At 63.3% G+C, this 19,985-nt stretch carries 15 protein-coding genes; 7 read left to right on the top strand and 8 right to left on the bottom strand.

Translation table 11 applies throughout. The features are described from left to right. Window positions 1-8: 8 nt before the first annotated feature. Window positions 9-854 carry a prephenate dehydratase gene (locus ABIC03_RS28410; protein ID WP_085351723.1) on the top strand — a complete coding sequence of 282 codons (846 nt, stop codon included), beginning with the start codon at window positions 9-11 and terminating at the stop codon, window positions 852-854. Window positions 855-923: 69 nt separating this feature from the next. Here the strand turns inward: ABIC03_RS28410 and ABIC03_RS28405 are convergent, their stop codons facing one another. Beyond that, a complete protein-coding gene (locus ABIC03_RS28405; protein ID WP_275172304.1) occupies window positions 924-1,937 on the bottom strand; it encodes an LLM class flavin-dependent oxidoreductase in 1,014 nt (337 codons plus the stop codon). Between the two features lie 391 nt (window positions 1,938-2,328). On the opposite strand from ABIC03_RS28405, the gene metF reads away from it, so the two are divergent. The 4 genes from metF (at window position 2,329) to ABIC03_RS28385 (ending at window position 9,607) form a co-directional block, all read left to right on the top strand. Then, window positions 2,329-3,249 carry a methylenetetrahydrofolate reductase [NAD(P)H] gene (gene metF / locus ABIC03_RS28400; RefSeq protein WP_275172305.1) on the top strand — a complete coding sequence of 307 codons (921 nt, stop codon included), beginning with the start codon at window positions 2,329-2,331 and terminating at the stop codon, window positions 3,247-3,249. A 6-nt stretch (window positions 3,250-3,255) separates the two neighbouring features. Continuing rightward, the gene (gene metH / locus ABIC03_RS28395) at window positions 3,256-7,119 is read left to right on the top strand and encodes a methionine synthase (RefSeq protein WP_354062968.1); all 3,864 of its coding nucleotides are present in this window, start codon (window positions 3,256-3,258) and stop codon (window positions 7,117-7,119) included. Between the two features lie 608 nt (window positions 7,120-7,727). Further along, a complete protein-coding gene (locus ABIC03_RS28390) occupies window positions 7,728-8,516 on the top strand; it encodes a hypothetical protein (RefSeq protein ID WP_354062966.1) in 789 nt (262 codons plus the stop codon). Between the two features lie 83 nt (window positions 8,517-8,599). Further along, entirely contained in the window at window positions 8,600-9,607 is a 1,008-nt protein-coding gene (locus tag ABIC03_RS28385; RefSeq protein WP_354062964.1) for a DUF3592 domain-containing protein, read from the top strand. Window positions 9,608-9,832: 225 nt separating this feature from the next. Here the strand turns inward: ABIC03_RS28385 and ABIC03_RS28380 are convergent, their stop codons facing one another. From ABIC03_RS28380 to glpK, 4 genes are all read right to left on the bottom strand, one after another. After that, window positions 9,833-10,462 carry a glutathione S-transferase family protein gene (locus ABIC03_RS28380; RefSeq protein WP_354062962.1) on the bottom strand — a complete coding sequence of 210 codons (630 nt, stop codon included), beginning with the start codon at window positions 10,460-10,462 and terminating at the stop codon, window positions 9,833-9,835. An 87-nt stretch (window positions 10,463-10,549) separates the two neighbouring features. Next, a complete protein-coding gene (locus ABIC03_RS28375) occupies window positions 10,550-11,002 on the bottom strand; it encodes a pentapeptide repeat-containing protein (protein WP_354062960.1) in 453 nt (150 codons plus the stop codon). A 670-nt stretch (window positions 11,003-11,672) separates the two neighbouring features. After that, entirely contained in the window at window positions 11,673-12,284 is a 612-nt protein-coding gene (locus tag ABIC03_RS28370) for a GNAT family N-acetyltransferase (RefSeq protein ID WP_354062958.1), read from the bottom strand. 265 nt (window positions 12,285-12,549) lie between these two features. After that, on the bottom strand, window positions 12,550-14,055 hold the full coding sequence (gene glpK, locus ABIC03_RS28365) for a glycerol kinase GlpK (RefSeq protein WP_354062956.1): 1,506 nt from the start codon (window positions 14,053-14,055) through the stop codon (window positions 12,550-12,552). Between the two features lie 207 nt (window positions 14,056-14,262). On the opposite strand from glpK, the gene ABIC03_RS28360 reads away from it, so the two are divergent. Together ABIC03_RS28360 and ABIC03_RS28355 are read left to right on the top strand one after the other, a co-directional pair. Next, window positions 14,263-15,621: an MBOAT family O-acyltransferase gene (locus tag ABIC03_RS28360; protein WP_354062954.1), complete on the top strand. Its 1,359-nt coding sequence runs from the start codon at window positions 14,263-14,265 to the stop codon at window positions 15,619-15,621. Then, window positions 15,551-16,516 carry a hypothetical protein gene (locus ABIC03_RS28355; RefSeq protein ID WP_354062952.1) on the top strand — a complete coding sequence of 322 codons (966 nt, stop codon included), beginning with the start codon at window positions 15,551-15,553 and terminating at the stop codon, window positions 16,514-16,516. Before ABIC03_RS28360 ends, ABIC03_RS28355 begins: the two co-directional genes overlap by 71 nt. A gap of 14 nt (window positions 16,517-16,530) precedes the next feature. Here ABIC03_RS28355 and ABIC03_RS28350 read toward each other — a convergent pair whose 3' ends face one another. The 3 genes from ABIC03_RS28350 to pimC all read right to left on the bottom strand — a co-directional run bounded on the left by ABIC03_RS28350 (window position 16,531) and on the right by pimC (window position 19,926). Next, window positions 16,531-17,304 carry an SDR family NAD(P)-dependent oxidoreductase gene (locus ABIC03_RS28350; RefSeq protein WP_354062950.1) on the bottom strand — a complete coding sequence of 258 codons (774 nt, stop codon included), beginning with the start codon at window positions 17,302-17,304 and terminating at the stop codon, window positions 16,531-16,533. 157 nt (window positions 17,305-17,461) lie between these two features. Next, window positions 17,462-18,604, bottom strand: a complete 1,143-nt coding sequence (gene pimD, locus ABIC03_RS28345) for a pimeloyl-CoA dehydrogenase small subunit (protein WP_354062948.1) — start codon at window positions 18,602-18,604, stop codon at window positions 17,462-17,464. Between the two features lie 131 nt (window positions 18,605-18,735). Next, on the bottom strand, window positions 18,736-19,926 hold the full coding sequence (pimC, locus tag ABIC03_RS28340; RefSeq protein WP_275172316.1) for a pimeloyl-CoA dehydrogenase large subunit: 1,191 nt from the start codon (window positions 19,924-19,926) through the stop codon (window positions 18,736-18,738). Window positions 19,927-19,985: the final 59 nt, after the last annotated feature.

Below are 19,985 nucleotides of genomic sequence, written 5' to 3'. Positions count from 1 at the left end.
GGCCGAGCATGAGCAAGCTGAAAATCGCATTCCAAGGCGAGCCTGGCGCCAATTCCCACATCGCCATCGTCGAGGCCTATCCCGACGCCGAGCCGATGCCCTGCGCCACCTTCGAGGACGCCTTGTCGGCGATCTCGTCGGGCGAGGCCGATCTCGGCATGATCCCGATCGAGAATTCGGTCGCAGGCCGCGTCGCCGACATCCATCATTTGCTGCCGGCCTCCGGCCTCTTCATCATCGGCGAGTGGTTTCTGCCGGTCCGGCATCAGCTGATGGCGGTGAAGGGGACCAGGCTCGAAGACATCAAGAGCGTCGAAAGCCACGTGCACGCGCTCGGCCAGTGCCGGCGGATCATTCGCAAGCTCGGCATCAAGCCAATCGTGCACGCTGATACGGCCGGCAGCGCCCGCGACATTTCCGAGCGTAACGACAAGTCCGTCGCCGCGATCGCCTCGCGCCTCGCCGCGCAGATCTACGGCCTCGACATCCTCGCCGAGGACATCGAGGACGAGGCCCACAACACCACGCGCTTCGTGGTGCTGGCGCGCGAGCCGAAATGGGCCGCACAGGGCTCCGGTCCGCTGGTCACGACTTTTGTGTTTCGGGTGCGCAATTTGCCGGCCGCGCTCTACAAGGCGCTCGGTGGTTTTGCCACCAACGGCGTCAACATGACCAAGCTCGAGAGCTACATGGTCGACGGCAATTTCTTCGCCACCCAGTTTTACGCTGACGTCGATGGCCACCCCGAGGACAAGGGCCTCGCTTTCGCGATCGAGGAGCTGAAATTCTTCTCGCGCGAATTCCGCATCGTCGGCGTGTATCCGGGTCACCCGTTCCGCGCGACGATGGAATAGTTTCGTGTCCCGGACGCGCGAAGCGCGAGCCGGGATCAAGAGGCTGCGAAGCGCAGAGGCGCGAGAGCTTTATCCGACCGCCTTAAGCCCGAACGCCTCCGCCAGCAGCGAATAGGATTTCTTTCGCGCCTCGTGATCATACACGGCGGTGATCACCATCAACTCGTCCGGCTTGCTCGCTTCGATCAGCGGCTGGAGCCGCTTCTGCACGGTTGCGGGGCTGCCGACGAACAGGCGCGAGCGGTTGCGCTGGATCGAGGTGCGCTCCGAGTCGGTATAGGGATAGGCCAGCGCCTCTTCGACGCTCGGCAACGGAAGATACTGGCCGCGATCGCGGCGCAGGCGGTTGAGGTCGAAAGACGCGGCGAGCTTTTCGGCTTCCTCATCCGTGTCGGCCGTGATGACGGCGACCGCGAGGATCGCGCGCGGGGTCGCGCTCCAGGCCGAGGGCTGAAAACGATTGCGATAATGCACCATAGCGTCGATCGCATCGTGGGACGCAAAATGATGCGCGAATGCGAAGCCCATGCCGACCTGCGCGGCGAGCTCCGACGAATAATCGCTGGAGCCGAGCAGCCAGATCGGCGGCAACGGCGTATCGTCGGGCATCGCGACCACGCTGTGGTAGGGATGGCCCGAGGGGAATTCCCGGGTCTGCCACAGGATCAATTCGTGCAGCCGCTCCAGGAAATCGTCGCCTTCGCGACGGTCGAGCCGGCTGCGCAGCGCATAGGCCGTGGCACCGTCGGTGCCGGGGGCGCGGCCGAGGCCGAGATCGATGCGGCCGGGAAACAACGCCTCCAGCATCTTGAAGCGCTCGGCCACGACTAGCGGCGCGTGATTGGGCAGCATCACGCCGCCGGAGCCGACGCGGATGTGCTTCGTCACCGCCGCGATCTGCCCGATCATCACGTCGGGCGCTGGACTCGCGACCGAGGCGAGGTTGTGATGCTCGGCGAGCCAGTAGCGGACATAGCCGAGCCCGTCGACATGGCGCGCCAGGTCGATGCTGTTGCGCAGCGCCGCGGCGGGCTTTGTGCCAGTTGTGACGACGGAGAGGTCGAGGACTGAGAGCGGGATCATCGCGCGCTAACGTAGCGGAGGGCGGCGCAGCGGCAATGGCAGGGCGCGCAGGTCTGACGTGCAGGCCACGGGCTCGCGCGACTGCGCCGCGGCGTTGGGACAGAGGTTACGCTGATACTATAATTTTCATACTGCCCACCGCACGATCTCGTACCAGATAGCCCCACATCACCATTACGCGTCTGATATATCTATACTTTCAACTAACTGCTCTCATCCCACCTCTATCTGAATCTGCAGATAATTTTCTATTATCTAAATGAAAGTGGGCAATTTCCCATCTCTGATGGGCTGTCGAGTGCGACCGCTTTGGCTTATCTTGACCTCTCCCAATCTAGACCTGACCGCCGGCCGCCAACGACCCGGCGAGCCCTTGGAGTGAGTGGTGCCCATGACTGACGCGACGATGCCTGCCCATACCGACGGGCAAGACGGGCACCTGAAGCGGCCTGCGATTTCGTTCGAGTTCTTTCCGCCCAAGACGGAAGATATGGAGCGCAATCTCTGGGACACCATCAACCGGCTGGCCCCGCTCGACCCGAAATTCGTCTCGGTGACCTATGGCGCCGGCGGCTCGACCCGTGAGCGCACCCACTCGACCATCTCGCGCATCCTGAAAGAAACTGCGCTGCTGCCGGCGGCGCATCTGACCTGCGTCGGCGCCTCGCGCGGGGAGATCGACGAGATCGTCGACCGCTATTACGAGGTCGGCGTCCGCCACATCGTGGCCTTGCGCGGCGATCCCGCGGGCGGCATCGGCACGGCCTATTCCAGCCATCCCGACGGCTATCAGAGCTCCGCCGACCTCGTCGCCGGCATCAAGAAGCGGCACGGCGATATCGAGGTGTCGGTCTCGGCGTACCCTGAGAAGCACCCCGAGGCGCGCGACTTCGACGATGACATCGACACGCTGCAGGCCAAGGTCGATGCGGGCGCGACCCGCGCGATCACGCAGGTGTTCTTCGATAACGAGCTATATTTCCGTTATCTCGACCGCGTGCGCGCGCGTGGGATCAACATCCCGATCGTGCCGGGCATCATGCCCATGCATAATTTCAAGCAGGCGCGAGCCTTCGTCACCCGCGCCGGCACCTCCGTGCCGGACTGGTTCGCCGCGAAGTTCGAGGGGCTCGACGAGGACGCCGAGACCCGCAAGCTGGTGGCGGCCACCGTCGCCGCCGGCCAGGTGCAGAAGCTCGCGAAGCACGGCGTCGACACCTTCCATTTCTACACCATGAACCGCGCCGATCTCGTGTTCGCGATCAGCCATTTGCTCGGCATCCGCGCCAAGAGCGCGCAGAAGGCGGCTTAAGACACCATGACCGTATCCACCTCTCCCAAGCGAACCGCCCTGCTCAACGCCGCGCGCGAGCGCATTCTCGTGCTCGACGGCGCCATGGGCACGATGATCCAGAACCTCCAGTTCGACGAGGCCGCCTTCCGTGGCGAGCGCTTCAAGACCTTCCATCGCGATTTGCGCGGCAACAACGACCTCTTGATCCTGACCCAGCCGCAGGCGATCGAGGACATCCACGCCGCCTATCTGCGTGCCGGCGCCGACATCGTCGCCACCAACACCTTCTCCACGACCTCGATTGCGCAGGCCGATTACGATCTCGGCGACATCGTCTACGAGATGGCGCGCGAAGGCGCCCGCCTCGCCGGCAACGCCGCGCGCCGCGTCGAAGCCGAGGACGGCAAGCCGCGCTTCGTCGCCGGCGCCATCGGACCGACCAACCGCACCGCGTCGATCTCGCCCGACGTTTCCAATCCCGGCTACCGCGCCGTCACGTTCGACGATCTGCGCAAATCCTATGGCGAGCAGATCAACGGCATGCTCGACGGCGGCGTCGATCTGCTGCTGGTCGAGACCATCTTCGACACGCTGAACGCCAAGGCGGCGCTTTACGCCATTGCCGAGATCACGGAAGAACGCGGCATCGACATGCCGGTGATGGTGTCGGGCACCATCACCGACAAGTCCGGCCGCCTGCTATCCGGCCAGCTGCCGGAAGCGTTCTGGCATTCGGTACAGCACGCCAAGCCCGTCACCATTGGCTTCAACTGCGCGCTCGGTGCGGAAGATCTGCGCGCGCATATCGCCGATATCGGCCGCGTCGCCGACACGCTCGTTTGTGCTTATCCCAATGCCGGCCTGCCCAACGAGTTCGGCCAGTATGACGAGACCCCGGAATACATGGCCCGCCTGGTCGGCGAGTTCGCGCGTGATGGTTTGGTCAACATCGTCGGCGGCTGCTGCGGCACCACGCCGGACCATATCGCTGCGATTGCCGCTGCGGTCGCGCCGCACAAGCCGCGCATCGTGCCGGAGATCGGACCTCGCTTGCGGCTCTCCGGCCTCGAGCCGTTCATCCTGACCGACGCCATTCCTTTCGTGAACGTCGGCGAGCGCACCAACGTCACCGGTTCCGCCCGCTTCCGCAAGCTGGTCACCGCCGGCGACTACACCGCCGCGTTGCAGGTCGCGCGCGACCAAGTCGAGAACGGCGCGCAGATCATCGACGTCAACATGGACGAGGGTCTCCTGGACTCGGAAGCCGCGATGGTGACCTTCCTCAACCTCGTCGCCGCCGAGCCCGACATCGCCCGCGTCCCCGTGATGGTCGACAGCTCGAAATTCTCTGTGATCGAGGCCGGCCTGAAATGCGTGCAGGGCAAGCCGGTCGTCAACTCGATCTCGATGAAGGAGGGCGAGGACAAGTTCATTCACGAGGCCAGGATCGCCCGCCGTCACGGCGCGGCCGTCGTGGTGATGGCGTTCGACGAGGTCGGCCAGGCCGACACGTTTGCCCGCAAGACCGAGATCTGCAAGCGCGCCTACGACATCCTGGTAAACCGCGTCGGCTTCCCGCCGGAAGACATCATCTTCGATCCAAATATCTTTGCGATCGCGACCGGCATCGAGGAACACAACAATTACGGCGTCGACTTCATCGAGGCGACGCGCTGGATCCGCAAGAACCTGCCGGGCGCGCACATCTCGGGCGGCGTGTCCAATCTGTCGTTCTCGTTCCGCGGCAACGAGCCGGTGCGCGAGGCGATGCACTCGGTGTTCCTGTATCACGCCATCAAGGCCGGCATGGACATGGGCATCGTCAATGCCGGGCAGATGATCGTCTATGACGACATCGATCCGGAATTGCGCCAGGTCTGCGAAGACGTCATCCTCAACCGCGACCCCGGTGCGTCCGAGCGTCTGCTGGCGCTCGCGGAAAGATTCCGCGGCAACAAGACCCAGACCAAAGAAGCCGATCTCGCTTGGCGCGAATGGCTGGTGGCGAAGCGGCTGTCGCATTCGCTGGTGCACGGCATCACCGAGTTCATCGAGCAGGATACCGAAGAGGCCCGCAAGGCTTCGAAGCGCCCGCTCGACGTGATCGAGGGACCGCTGATGGCCGGCATGAACGTGGTCGGCGATCTCTTCGGCGACGGCAAGATGTTCCTGCCGCAGGTGGTGAAGTCGGCCCGCGTGATGAAGCAGGCTGTCGCCTGGCTGATGCCGTTCATGGAAGAGGAGAAGGCGCGCAATCTCGCCAACGGCATCGGCACGGAAGGCTCGTCGTCCGCCGGCAAGATCGTGCTCGCGACCGTCAAGGGCGACGTCCACGACATCGGCAAGAACATCGTCGGCATCGTGCTCCAGTGCAACAATTACGAGGTGATCGACCTCGGCGTGATGGTGCCGGCGGCCAAGATAGTCGAGACCGTAAAGGCGGAGAAGGCCGACATCGTCGGGCTGTCAGGCCTGATCACGCCCTCGCTCGACGAGATGGCGTTCTTCGCCGGCGAATTGCAGCGCGAAGGCCTCAAGCTGCCGCTGCTGATCGGCGGCGCCACCACGAGCCGCGTGCATACGGCCGTGAAGATCGACCCGAGCTATCGCGCCGGCCCCGTGGTGCATGTCAACGACGCCAGCCGCGCGGTTGGTGTTGCGTCTGCTCTGCTGTCGCCCGAGAGGCGCGAGGCCTATGCCGCCGAAGTCCGCGCCGAATACGCAAAGATCTCGGATGCGCATATGCGCGCCCAGGCCGACAAGAAGCGGCTGAAGCTGGCGACCGCCCGCGCCAACCGCGTGCCGGTCGACTTTGCCGCGAACAAGCCGGTGAAGCCGACCTTTCTCGGCATCAGGAGCTTCGACGACTATGATCTCGCCGAGCTCGTGCCCTATATTGACTGGACGCCGTTCTTCCAGACCTGGGAGCTCGCCGGGCGCTTCCCCGCCATCCTCGACGATGCCAAGGTCGGCGAGGTCGCGCGCTCGCTCTACGACGACGCGCGGAAAATGCTCAACCTGATCGTCAAGGAGAAGTGGTTCCGGGCGCGTGCGACGGTCGGCTTCTGGCCGGCGAACGCCGAGGGCGACGACATCGTGCTCTACGCCGACGAGAGCCGGACCAGGACGATCGCGACGCTGCACACGCTGCGCCAGCAGCTCGAGAAGCGCGAGGGCCGTTTCAATGCGGCGCTGTCCGACTTCGTCGCGCCTGCCACTACCGGCGTGCCCGATTATGTCGGCGGCTTCGTCGTCACTGCCGGCATCGGCGAGGATGTGGTCGCCGACCGGTTCAAGATGGCCAATGACGACTACTCCTCGATCCTGTGCAAGGCGCTGGCCGATCGCCTTGCAGAGGCCTTCGCCGAGCGCATGCATGCCCGCGTGCGCCGCGAGTTCTGGGCCTATGCGCCGGACGAGGCGCTCTCGACCGATGAGTTGATCCTCGAAAAGTACCAGGGCATCCGTCCCGCCCCCGGCTATCCCGCGCAGCCCGATCACACCGAGAAGGCGACGCTGTTCGAACTGCTCGACGCCGAGAACACCGCCGGCGTGAAGCTGACCGAGAGCTTTGCGATGTGGCCGGGCTCTTCCGTGTCGGGGCTCTATCTCGCCAGTCCCGAGAGCTATTATTTCGGCGTCGGCAAGATCGAGCGCGACCAGGTCGAGGATTATGCCGCACGCAAGGGCATGAGCGTCGCCGAGGCCGAGCGCTGGCTCGCGCCGATCCTGAACTACATCCCGGCGCGAGAGGGCGCGAGCGACAAGGCGGCATTCGCGGCAACGCCTGCGAACGACGAGACGTCGAAGGAGCTTGCCTCGCATCCGCCGGGCTGCACCTGCGCGGTGCATTTGGTCTGGCAGAAGAAGCGCGCGGGCGCGGGCTAGGCGCCCTCCAAACAAAAAACGCGAAATCAACCCCATGCACAGTAGACATGGGGTTGAAAAGGCTCAATCATTTTCGGTCTTGCCGAAATGGCTTGCGGCGTCGGGCAAAACACCTGTATGAATGCATGATCGCCGACCGCGCCGGTTTGACACTCGCTGCCTCGTCCGTCGCGATCATGGGCGCGTGCCACACGTTCGGTGTCGTCCGTTCGGTGTCGTCCTGGCGAAGGCCAAGACCCATACCGCGTGAATCATCGATGACGATCGCTGGCAATACCGAACGACCAATCTTCGCCAAATGACCCGGTGGGGGTAATGGGTCCTGGCTTTCGCCAGGACGACGTTGGTGCAGCAAATGCTCAATCTGTACCGGAACGACGCAACACATCGAACAGCTGCAGATGCGCCCTCGCAAGAATCGGACGCGTGTGAACTCGTTCACTTGTCCGCTCAACCTTGGTTCGCTACTCTCTCGGCCTACTACCTTCAACCGACGATTTGCTTGGGATCGAACATATGAAGCAGTTCATTGCACCGTTCGTCGCCGCGATCGCTCTCGTCGTGCTGCCCACGATTGCCGCGGCGGACTGTCCGAAAGGCTATGTGCCATGCGGCGAGAAAAATCAGTTGTGCTGCCCGGGAAAGTAGCAAGCCGCAAATGGCTTTGGCTCGGTAGCGGGGTCTTTGTCGCGATCGGCCTCGTGATGGTCGCGGTCTTTGTCGGCTTCCCGCGAAAGAAGCAAACCATCACGGCCATCCTCTCCGAGACCGGATATTTCGAGGTGGTGCCGCCAAGCACGTTCGGCGGCCCCGGCACGATCAACACGATCGAGTATCTCAGCAACGGCCGGCTGGAGCTGCATCCGACTTGCGAGGTCGATCCGACGCTGCTGACCGGCAAGATCCAGAAATCGCGGACCGTCGACCGGGACCTGAAGCAGTCGCTTGAGAAAAAGCTCGACGTGTCGGCCCAGGTCAGGGACAAGCTGTCGGCTGTCGCCGGAATGCAGCAGGTCGAGGCCGTCAACCTCAAACTCGAGAACGCCAACATTCTGCTGATATCGGACGAGTCGCTGATCTCTGCCCGCAACGCCTTGCTGAAGGCCGAGTGTGAGGACGCGGTCACCCAGAACGTTTCGAGCGGCGCCGTCGTGTGCCAGACGCGGTCCGTGCTGGAGGCCGACGTCGTCTACGAGATCAAATATCAGAATACGATTTCGATGGAGGAGCGGGCCAAACTGACATCCGAGATCGCGACGAAGCTCGATCTTGACGTCCATGAGGGGGCGAACGACAAGGTCTCCGGCTCCCAATTGTTCTTTGGCATCAGACTGTCGCCAAATCCGATCGTGATGCACTCTGCCTCGGGCGAGATCAAGCCCTGCACGAGGAGATAGAATCCGCGCCGTCCCCCTGCCATGAACGCAACGCGCGTTGGCTGCGACCAATGGCGGTCGCCGCCGAAGCGCAGGGGAATCGGATGCTGAACGCCCAACAATTGATGTGGACCCAGATTGCCGCCGGCGTCGCCGTGCTGCTGTTTGGATTGACGCTGTTCAATCTGATCCGCATGCGGGGCCGGATGGTCGCGGCGCGGAGCTGGGACAGAGTGGAGGGCATCATCACGGTCTCCCGGGTCGACCAGCCGGCGGCGCATTCCTCGGACGACCGGAACGACGCCAAGCCCATCATTCGCTACCGCTATCAGGCCGGCGGCCAGGAGCTGGAAGGCGAAAAGGTCTTTGTCGGCGGCACCGTCATCACGACGAGGGTCCTGGCCGCAAAACTGACCGGACGTTATCCGGTCGGCGCCCATGTCGACGTCCATGTCGATCCCAAGCAACCGACCGAGGCGCTGCTGGAGCCCGCCGCCGCGCAGAACGTCGCGGCACTGGTGGCGTTCACAATGGTGTTCGGCATCATCGCCGCCACCCTGACCGCGCATTCGTTCGCAGGCCACGTGCTCTACGCCGACAAGGGCGTCCCGCTATTCGCGTTCGCGGTGCCGATCATCGTGCTCGTGGGCGGGGTGTTCCTCGCCGCCGATTATGTCCGGACGCGCCGGCTGGCGAACGCCAGCCTGCGCTGGCCGACCGCGTCGGGCAGGGTCATCCATTGCGACGTGATCGAGGAAATCATCGAAGAGAAGACCGAGCACGACAATCGACCGACGACGTCAAAGCTCGTCCACCGCTATCAGGTCGACCTGCGCTACGCCTACAGGGTCGGCAAGCGCGACTTCATCGGCACCGAAGTCGATTGGAACGGCACCATGATCTCCGGCCTGCGCGAGGTCGCCGAAGAGGCCGCGGCGAAATATCGCCCCGGGAAGAGCGTCCAGGTCTATTACGATCCGGACCAGCCGGGGCAGGCCGTGCTGGAGCCCGCAAGCCGGAAAGGCGCGCTAGGGCCGCTGATCGGTGCCGCGGTCTGCGCGGTCGTCGGCGGCCTTTTCCTGATGATCCTGATCAAGGTCGGGTTTGCGTAGCGGCGACTGAGCGAGCGCCTCGTCCTTCGAGACGACCGCTTCGCGGCCTCCTCAGGATGAGGCTCAGCTGCATCCACCTGCGTTGAAATGCTGCCGCATACGCATCCCTCATCCTGAGGGCCCGCCGCAGGCGGGCGTCTCGAAGGATGGCCGCAGCCGAGCTTCCAGCCATATGCTTCCTCAGATGCGATTGCCCTGCCGCCTGCGGGAGAGATTGAAAGAGCCTCACCCCTTCGGCGGTGCCAGCGGCTGCACGATCTCCTGGAACGGCGCCAGCGCCTCGCACGCGTCGGCATGCGCCGACAGCGCCGGATAGCGCGAGGGCTCGAACAGAAGCGGGTGCGCCTCGCGGGTGAAGCGCACGACGCAGGCGACCACGACGTCGGCATGACCGATGCGCTCGCCCAGCCAGTACGGCGTGGTCACCTTGGCGCGCTCGGCCTCCAGCGCTTTCAGCACGTCCGCGATCTGCGCCTCGCAGCGCTCGACCCACAGCGCAAGCTGCTCCTTCCGCAGCACGCGCTCGTAGAGCAGGCTGACCGCCTTGTCGCCGAGACCGGAGGCGAGCGCGCAAATGCGCAAGTGACGCCGGCGCTCGGCGCCGCCTCGCGGCAGCATGGCCTTCGCCTCGCCGACCAATTCGTCGAGATAATCGAGGATGACCGTGCTCTCGATCAGCGCCTCACCGTCGTCGAGCACCAGCGTCGGCACCCTGCGCAGCGGATTATAGGGCGCGATCTTATCGGCATCGCCGAAGGTCGACCACGGCCGGTGCTCAAAGGTGAGCCCGTAAAGCCGCAGCGCAATTGCGACGCGGCGGACGAAGGGGGAATCATATTGGCCGATCAGGAACATGGTTTCTGCTCCGATTCTTTGGACTGGAAAATTGCGAGCGAGTCACATCTTCCGATATCACTGCATCTTAATCGGAGTTTAACCTCGCTAAGCTGGCGCACTTAGGAGCACGACCCGACCTTCCTTTGGAAACTTGTTCTTCATCAATTTCTTTAGCTTTGCGCCTTTGAATCCAGCTTCCTTCGCGCTGTGCTCGTCAAACTGCGCTTGCTCAAGTTCCGCCTTATCGAAATTTGCGTTGCGCAGGTCACATGCAACTATCTTGGAGTATCTCAAACTGGCGTCTCGCATGTCTGCTCCCCTCAGATTGCATTGCGTAAAGGTCGCACCAAATAGCTGCGCGCCTCTTAAGCTAGCACCTTCAAAATCGACGCTAGAAAGCTCCAGTCCCGACAGCCGGGCTCGCAAGTACTTCGAAAACTGACGCGAAGTAATTTGGGCTTCGCGCCTGGACTCGCCCCATCGCCTCACTGATAGCACGATGAAAGATGGCGACGACCTCGGATTCGCTCGACCTCGGCTCGCAAGACTTGAGTTCATGAAAGATATTCGAGGAGGCATCCTTAAACAACGTAAATGACATTGGATGCTCGAGATCGGAACTGGTGAGAAGCATCTCGTTCTGCTCGCATAGAGTTTGAACGCGAGCTAACAAGTGCTCCGCAATCGATTGAACTTCCGCTTGCAGGGGAGCGCGAGTAAATTGAACCGACTGAACTGTCTTCGCGATAGAGTAGGCGAGAACTTCTGATATCAATCGAGTAGCACGACGCTCTGTGCTGTCCTCTCCGCGCAAGGCTTCTAGTATACGAAACAGAGGTGACACTACTGAGGAGAAGCCATCTTTACCAAGAGACAGCGATTTGAATACTACCTCTGCTATAGCGCTCGCCAACTCTAGCCATTCTCTCTTCGTGGTCCCTTCCCTAATAGGAATGCTCATATTTCCCCCAAGAATGTAATTGTCTCTTTGCAATCAACTACAATCCTAGATTACAAATCCGATAGCAATACCCACTTTGAAGAATGGCTAGGCTTATCAGTTCACCCGCTACAATCGTTGCATAACCCCACTTGCTTAGTCGGCAGCCATGGCCTCGTTCCCACGATCAAGTCCGGGGGGCGCCGAGGGGATTGCCTGCCCGATGAAGCAGATCGGCTTCGCCCGCTCCAACCGAATGCACCATAGATTCTCTTCGGCTCATTTTGGTTAGCATTGCTCGATGATCGGCACATGCTTTGCCGCGGACCGCGGCGCCGTGCCATCGAGCCGCGGGTCGTCGGCGATCTCGATCTGGCGGCGGAACGGACGGAAGCCGGAGCGCTGATAGAATGCGACTGCGGACGGATGGTCGAAGGTGCAGGTGTGCACCCAGACGCGAGACGGCCCGCGTGACCACGCGAGCTCAAGCGCGCGGTTCATCATAAAGCGGGCGGCCCCACTGCCGATCAGTTTTGCGGTGACGCCGAAATACACGAGCTCGCACTGGTCGGCCTCGCGAAAGTCCAGCTCCAGCAGGCCTTCATCGTTGCCGTCCACGACAAGCGCATAGACCTCGACGCCCGGTGCATGGATGATTGCGGCGAGCTCGGCGTCGTTCATGCGCGCCCGCGAAAACCACAACCACTCCTCGCCGACGCGGCGATGGAGGTCGCGATACCAATGAAGCGCGGGAGGATCGACCTTGCGCAGGGTCCAAGGGCCTGATGGAGCGCCGGGGGGATCGTCACGGCGCGGAGGGGGCGCGGTCATCTCGAGATGGGTGACGACGGCTGCGATCTTGCCGGTGGGGACGTCGGAATAGCCGTCGGGGAGGATCATGGGATGCGTCCCTTTGAAGCTGAACGCCGGCCACACATTCGGGGTCGTCCTGGCGAAAGCCAGGACCCATTACCACAGCTGGTCGCTGTCGCGGCAGGCTGGGGCCGCCAGCGGTCCAAGGCAACTTAGCTCGGTGGCTATGGGTCCTGGCTTTCGCCAGGACGACGGCGGAGTTTGTGGATAGGCTTCATTCACCACGGCGTCAGGGTCATCGCCTCCAGAGTACCCCGGATTTCGCTGCGCTCCATCCAGGCTACGAGACGGCTTAACCCTCCCCCTCATCGCTCGCGAGCACGCCCTTCACCGCCCTCGCCCAGCCCGCCAGCTTCCGCTCGCGCGTCGCCTGGCTCATGTTCGGCTTGAAGCGGTGCTCGAGGCGCCAGTTGTCGGCGAACTTGGTCGGTTCGGGATAGACGCCGGCCTGGAGGCCGGCGAGATAGGCGGCGCCCAGTGCCGTCGTCTCCTGGATCACGGGGCGGTCGACGGGCGCGTCGAGCAGGTCGGCGAGGCGCTGCATGGTCCAGTCGGACGCGGTCATGCCGCCGTCGACCCGGAGCACGACGCTGGCCACCTCCGAGCTCGGCCAGTCCGCGCGCATCGCGGCCCAGAGGTCGAAAGTCTGGTAGCAGACGCTTTCCAGCGCGGCGTGGGCAAGCTCGGCCGGGCCGGTGTTGCGGGTGAGGCCGAACAGCGCGCCGCGCACGCGCGGATTCCAGTACGGCGCGCCCATGCCGACGAAGGCCGGCACGAGATAGACGCTCTGCATGGAGTCCGACTGATCGGCAAGAGGTCCGGTCTCGGCGGCGTGCTTGATGATGCCGAGGCCGTCACGCAGCCACTGCACCGCGCTGCCCGCGACGAAGATCGAGCCTTCGAGCGCGTAGGTGCGTTTGCCGCCGAGCTGGTAGGCGATGGTGGTGAGCAGCTTGTTCTTCGAAGCCACGGGCGTGGTGCCGGTGTTGAGCAACGCAAAGCAGCCGGTGCCGTAGGTCGACTTCATCATGCCCGGACGGAAGCAGGCCTGACCGATGGTCGCGGCCTGCTGGTCGCCGGCGATGCCGGAGATCGCAATCGCGCCGCCGAACAGGTCCGGCGTGCTCTCGCCGAAGCGGGCGGAGGAATCCTTCACCTCCGGGAGCATCGAGCGCGGCACGCCGATGATCTCCAGCAGCTCGTCGTCCCACTGCCCGGTGTGGATATTGAACAGCAGCGTGCGCGAGGCGTTGGTGGCGTCGGTGGCGTGGACCTTGCCGCCGGTGAGGCGCCACAGCAGGTAGCAATCGACGGTGCCGAACATCAATTCGCCGCGGGCGGCGCGCGCGCGTGCGCCGGGGACGTGGTCGAGAATCCAGGCGACCTTGGTGCCGGAGAAATAGGGATCGATGATCAGGCCGGTCTTTTGCGAGATCACGGGCTCGCGGCCGTCGGCTTTCAGTTTCGCGCAGATGTCGGCGGTGCGGCGGTCCTGCCAGACGATGGCGCGGTGCACGGCCTGCCCGGTGGCGCGGTCCCACACCACGGTGGTCTCGCGCTGGTTGGTGATCCCGATCGCGGCGATGTCCTTTGCGCTGATGCCGGCCTGCGCGATCGCGTCGCGGCAGACGGTCACGGTCGAGGTCCAGATGTCCTCGGGCTCGTGCTCGACCCAGCCCGAGGCGGGGAAATGCTGCGGAAACTCGGCTTGCGCCTTCGCCGCAATGGATATGTCGCCCCGAAACACGATCGCGCGCGAGGAGGTGGTGCCCTGGTCGATGGCGAGGACGAAAGACATGGAAGCAAACCTTGGCGTTGTCTTTGGCGTTTTCTTTGGCGTTTTCTTGGCGTTGTCCCGTGAGGGATCATTGTGTCGCGCCAAAGGGAGCGGATTGGAGGCGGAAGGTCAAGCCCGCCGCGCTCGTCGGGGCGGACCACACGCATGTGGAGGGGCTAGGACAGAGAATGCGAAAATGCTACATGCCGGGCGGGCAAATGGGGCGGCATGACCTTCACTTCTTTTCAGTTCGGCATCTTCGTCGCGATCGTGTTCGGCGTCTATTACCTGCCTTCGCTGCGCGGCTTCCAGGTCCCGCTGCTCGTTCTCGCAAGCGTGTTCTTCTATGGCTTCGGCCAGCCCGAGTTGCTGCCGCTGCTGCTCGTCGCGGTGCTCGGCACCTATCTCTGCCTGGTGCTTGCGTTCGAGAATCGAACTTTCTGGATGCCGGCCGGCATCGTCTTCAATCTCGGCCTGCTCGCGTTCTTCAAATACAAGTTCCTGTTCGTCGACGCCGCCGCGACCACACTCACGGGCGTCGCGCCGATCGACTTCCTGCTGCGACTGCCGCTGCCGATCGGAATCTCGTTCTTCGCGTTCCACAACATCAGCCTGTTGGTCGACCTGACGCGCGAGAAACGCACCGTCCGCTTGCGCGAGGTGTTCCTCTACATCATCTTCTTCCCGCAGCTCGTGTCCGGCCCGATCACGCGCGCGGCCCAGTTCATGCCGCAGATCATTCCCAAGCGGCTGGGTGACGTCGCCTTCGTCGAGGCCGCGAAGTGGATCCTGGTCGGCTATTTTTTCAAGCTGTATGTGGCGAACAATCTCAACGAGATGACGTCCTACATGGACTTCCCGCTCTACGAGACGCTGCGCACGCAGGATCGCTGGCTGCTGGTGTTCCTCTACAGCTACCAGATCTACGCCGATTTCTTCGGCTACTCGGCGATTGCGCTCGGCCTCGGCCTGCTGTTCGGCTATCGCCTGCCCGTGAACTTCAACCTGCCCTACATCTCGACCTCATTCTCTGAGTTTTGGACGCGTTGGCACATCTCGTTGTCGAGCTGGCTCAGGACCTATTTGTACATTCCGCTCGGCGGCAACCGTCATGGACCGGGACGAACCTGTCTCAACCTGATGATCGTGATGACGCTTGGCGGACTCTGGCATGGTGCCAGCCTGAGCTACGCTCTGTGGGGCATGGCGCACGGGATCTTGCTCGTGATCGAACGACCGTTCCTGAAACTCATGGGCGATGGAAGCCCCGCGGTGCGGGTGATCCGGATGGGCATCGTCTTCTTCTGCGTCACGATGCTCTGGATCTTCTTCAAGCTGCCGAACTTCGACCACGCGCTCAGCTATCTCAAGGGAATGTTCATGGCGACGGACGCGCCCAATCCGCCAAAACTGTTCACCAATCTGGCTTTGCTCTATGCCTTGCCTGTTATCATCCAGCATGCGGGCATCGGCGCGCTGATCGAAGGCCGGTTGCGGCGATGGGAGCCCTATCTCTATGGCGCGCTCGCAGCGCTTGCCTGTCTCGAAGCGGGGCCCGACAGCACTTTCATCTACTTCCAGTTCTGACATGCCGCAGGATGTGACGCTTTCATGGCTGGTCAAGTGCGCTGCTGCTGCAACCGCGCTGCTGCTGGCCTGCGCCTTCACCACGGCGCGCTTCGGCTCGGCCCTGCAGCAGCCGGCGGTCACGACCCGCGGCGGCAGCCTCGTCAGCCTGAACCGCTATGTGCAGGATCCCACGCCTGATGTCGTGGTGGTCGGCAGCTCGGTCGCCTGGCGTCTCAAGGAGGAGTATTTCTCGCCGCCGCGCGTCCGTAATCTTTCGCTGGCGGGCGGCTCGCCGGTGACAGGTCTCGAGATCGTCGCGAACCGGCCGAACCCGCCGAAGATTGTGCTGATCGAGATGAATGTCCTGACGCGCGAGTCGGACAGCGCGCTGATCGAGAAATTTTCCGGCGGCGCGCGCACGGAAGCGCTGCTGTTGCGCCCGGTGCGAACAGCGATCGCGGGCTATGAAACGTGGAAACACGGTGAACCTGATCCCGCCCGGGCGCGCGCCGAGCGGGATCGCCTGCTCAGCCAGCCGCCGGGCACGTTCGACAACAAGGTCTATCTCGACCGTGCGCTGGAGCAGATGAACGAAGCTGACCCGACCGTGCCGGCACGCGCGAATGTGGTTCGCATCAGGCAGCTCATCGACGAGCTGCAGCGGCGCGGCACCCGCGCGTTTCTGATCCATGTTCCGTTTGCGCCGGAGATTGAAGGCTCCCGCATGGTCCGGATCACCAACGAGATCGTCGACGAAGCCTTCCCGGATCGCGCGCTTTGGCTGCCGATCGATCCGCCGCGACGCGAGCTACGTTGGGACGACGGCGTGCACCTCGACGAACGTTCGGCCCTGATCGTCGCACGCGCCATCGAAAGCGCCATCGAACGCACCTTGGCCGGGCGCCGCCCGTAGCAGAGGACCGGCGACTACGGCGCCGCCGTCGTCACGCCGCCGTCGATGACGATGGTCTGTCCGGTCATGAAGCTCGACGCATCGGAGGCGAGGTAGGCGACTGCGCCTGCGATTTCGTCGGGCTCGCCGATGCGGCGGAGCGGGGTGGTGGCGGTGCGGCGTTTCAGATTCGCTTCGTCTTCCCACAGCGCACGGGCGAAATCGGTCTTGACGAGGCCGGGCGCGATGCAATTGACGCGGACGCCTTTCGGGCCCCATTCGCCGGCGAGCGAACGGCACAATGCGAAGTCGGCGGCTTTCGAAATGCCGTAGGCGCCTATCACGGTCGAGCCGCGCAGGCCGCCGATCGAGGAGATGATGACGACGGAGCCGTTGCCGCGCTCGGCCATTTGCGGGATCGCCAGCGCGGAGAGCCAGATGTTGCTCTTGACGTTGCTACCCATGATCTTGTCGAAGGCCTCGTCGGTGATGTCGAGCAGCGGGCCGTAATAGGGGTTCACCGCGGCGTTGCAGACGAGGATGTCGATCTTGCCATAGTGCTTGGTCGCACCCGCGATCAGCGCCTCGACCTCTTGCTTGCGCGCGATGTTGCAGGGGATGACGGTGGCCTCGCCGCCGGCCGCCTTGATGCCGTCGACGACCTCCTGGCAGGCGTCGGCCTTGCGCGAGGAGACCACGACTTTGGCGCCGAGCTTTGCGAGCAGTTCGGCGGAAGAGCGGCCGATGCCGCGGCTGGAGCCGGTGACCACGGCGACCTTGCCGGTGAGATCGAACGGGGTGTTTTTCATTGTTGTTGCTCCCTCTTTTGATTCAGCTCGCTTGCTTCATCGTCATGGCCGGGCTTGTCCCGGCCATCCACGCCTTTGTCTCACCGCCAAGACGTGGATGCCCGGGACAAGCCCGGGCATGACGATCTTTATGCGGCTGCCGCCTCGCGATCCGGCGCTAGATCAACCCGCCACCGTCCGCCACGCGGCGCTGGTGGTAGTCGGTGTCGCCGAACGAGTTCTCGATCATGGTCAGGCGCTTGAAGTAGTGGCCGATCTTCGCCTCCATGGTCATGCCGATGCCACCGTGGAGCTGGATCGCCTGCTGTCCCACGAACTTCAGCGACTTGCCGATCTGCACCTTGGCCGCGGCAACGGCGTTGCTGCGCTCCTTGGCGTCCTCGAAATCGGCAGCCATCGTCGCGAACATCGACATCGATCGCGCCTGCTCGGTGGCGACGAACATGTCGGAAGCGCGGTGCTGCAGCGACTGGAACGAACCGATCGCAACACCGAACTGCTTGCGCGTCTTGATGTACTCGACCGTGGTCTTCAGCGACTCGTCCATCAGGCCGACCGCTTCGGCGCAGAGCGCGATGCGGGCTTCGTCGACCACACGCTCGATCAGCGCGAGCGAGTCGTCGGGATTGCCGAGCGCCGCATCGGCGCCGACCTCGACGCCGGTGAAGGTGATGTCGGCGGCGTGCAGGCCGTCCTGGGTCGGGTACGACTTCTTGGCGACGCCCTTCGCATTGGCCGGCACCAGGAACACGCCGATGCCGCTCTTGTCGCGGCGCTCGCCCTTGGCGCGCGCGGTCACGATGAGGGTATCTGCGTTCTCGCCGTTGAGCACGACGAACTTCTCGCCGTCGATGACAAAGCCGTCACCCTTCTTCTTCGCCGTCGTCGTGACGTCGAAGAGATCGTAGCGCGAGTTCTTCTCGAGCTGGGCAAAGGCGAGCGTCTTGCTGCCGTCGACGATGCCGGGCACATGCGCGGCCTTCTGCGCATCGCTGCCCGCATGGCGCAGGAAGCCGCCGCCGATCACGACGGTGGCGAGATAAGGCTCGAGCACCAGCGCCTTGCCGAGCGCTTCCATCACGATCATGGTCTCGACGCCGCCGCCGCCGAAGCCGCCATCGGCCTCCGCGAAGGGCAGACCGAGCAGGCCTTGCTCGGCGAGCTTGCCCCACACGGTTTTGCTCCAGCCGCCCTTCTCCTTCATGTACTTCTTGCGACTCTCGAAATCGTAGGAATCGTTCAAGAGGCCGTCGATGCTTTCCTTGAGAAGCCGTTGCTCCTCGTTCAGATCAAAATCCATGTTCTTTGCTCTCCGGTATCGATTTCGTCATGCCCGGCCTTGTGCCGGGCATCCACGTTCTTCGTAGCGCTAGGCGTGGATGGCCGGGTCAAGCCCGGCCATGACGGTGAGTGCGTGTTGATAGTGTAGGATCAAAGCCCCAGCACCGCCTTGGCGATGATGTTGCGCTGGATCTCGTTGGAGCCGCCGTAGATCGAGACCTTGCGGTTGTTGAAATAGCTCGGCGCGATCTGGGCGGTCCAGTCCATGGCTTCGTTCGAGCCGTCGTCGCCGTGCACGTCATAGGGTGCTGCGAACGGGCCGATCACTTCCATCAGTAGCTCGGTGGTGGTCTGCTGAATCTCGGAGCCCTTGATCTTCAGCACGGAGGAAGCCGGATTGGGCTTGCCCTTGCCATGCTTGCCTTCGTCGGCGACGACGCGGAGTTGCGTCAACTCGAGCGCCTTGAGCTCGATTTCGCAGGCCGCGAGCTTGTCGCGGAAGGCCGCGTCCTGGATGATCGGCTTGCCGCCGGATTCGACCTTGGAGGCGAGATCGCGGATGCGGCGCAGCCGTTCCTTGGAGACGCCGACCCGGGCGATGCCGGTGCGCTCATTGCCGAGCAGGAATTTCGCGTAGTCCCAGCCCTTGTTCTCTTCGCCGATCAGGTTCTCGTAGGGCACCTCGACGTCGTCGAAGAAGACCTCGTTGACTTCGACGCCGCCGTCGATGGTCTGGATCGGGCGCACGGTGACGCCCTTGGACTTCATCGAGAACACGATGAAGGAGATGCCCATCTGCTTCTTGGCGGTCGCATCGGTGCGACAGAGGCAGAAGATCATGTCGGCGTGCTGGGCGAGCGTCGTCCAGGTCTTCTGGCCGTTGATGATCCACTTGTCGCCCTTGCGCTCGGCCTTCGTCTTGAGCGAGGCGAGGTCGGAGCCGGAGCCGGGCTCGGAGAAGCCCTGACACCACCAATCGTCGACATTGGCGATGCGGGGCAGATACTGCTTCTTCTGCTCTTCATTGCCGAAGGTGTAGATGACAGGACCGACCATGCTGACGCCGAAGGCGAGCGGCTGCGGCGCCGGATAGGACTGCAGCTCCTCGTTGAAGATGTAGTGCTGCACGGAGGTCCAGCCGGTGCCACCATATTGCTTGGGCCAGTGGCTGACGCCCCACCCCTTCTTGTTGAGGATGCGCCACCACGTCACCATCTCGTCCTTCGAGAGGTGGCGGCCCTCGACCAGCTTGCGCCGCGTATCCGGCGGCACGTTGTCGCGGAAGAATGACCGCACTTCCTCGCGAAACGCCTGCTCTTCTTTCGTGAATGCGAGATCCATCGGATCCTCCTGTTTCCTCGTCGTCCTGGCGAAAGCCAGGACCCATTACCACCCGCCTT

Source organism: Bradyrhizobium sp. RT6a (assembly GCF_040547675.1).
Lineage (GTDB): Bacteria > Pseudomonadota > Alphaproteobacteria > Rhizobiales > Xanthobacteraceae > Bradyrhizobium.
The sequence above is the reverse complement of the archived record's forward strand: the minus strand, read 5'-3'. Positions and strand labels throughout refer to the sequence as shown.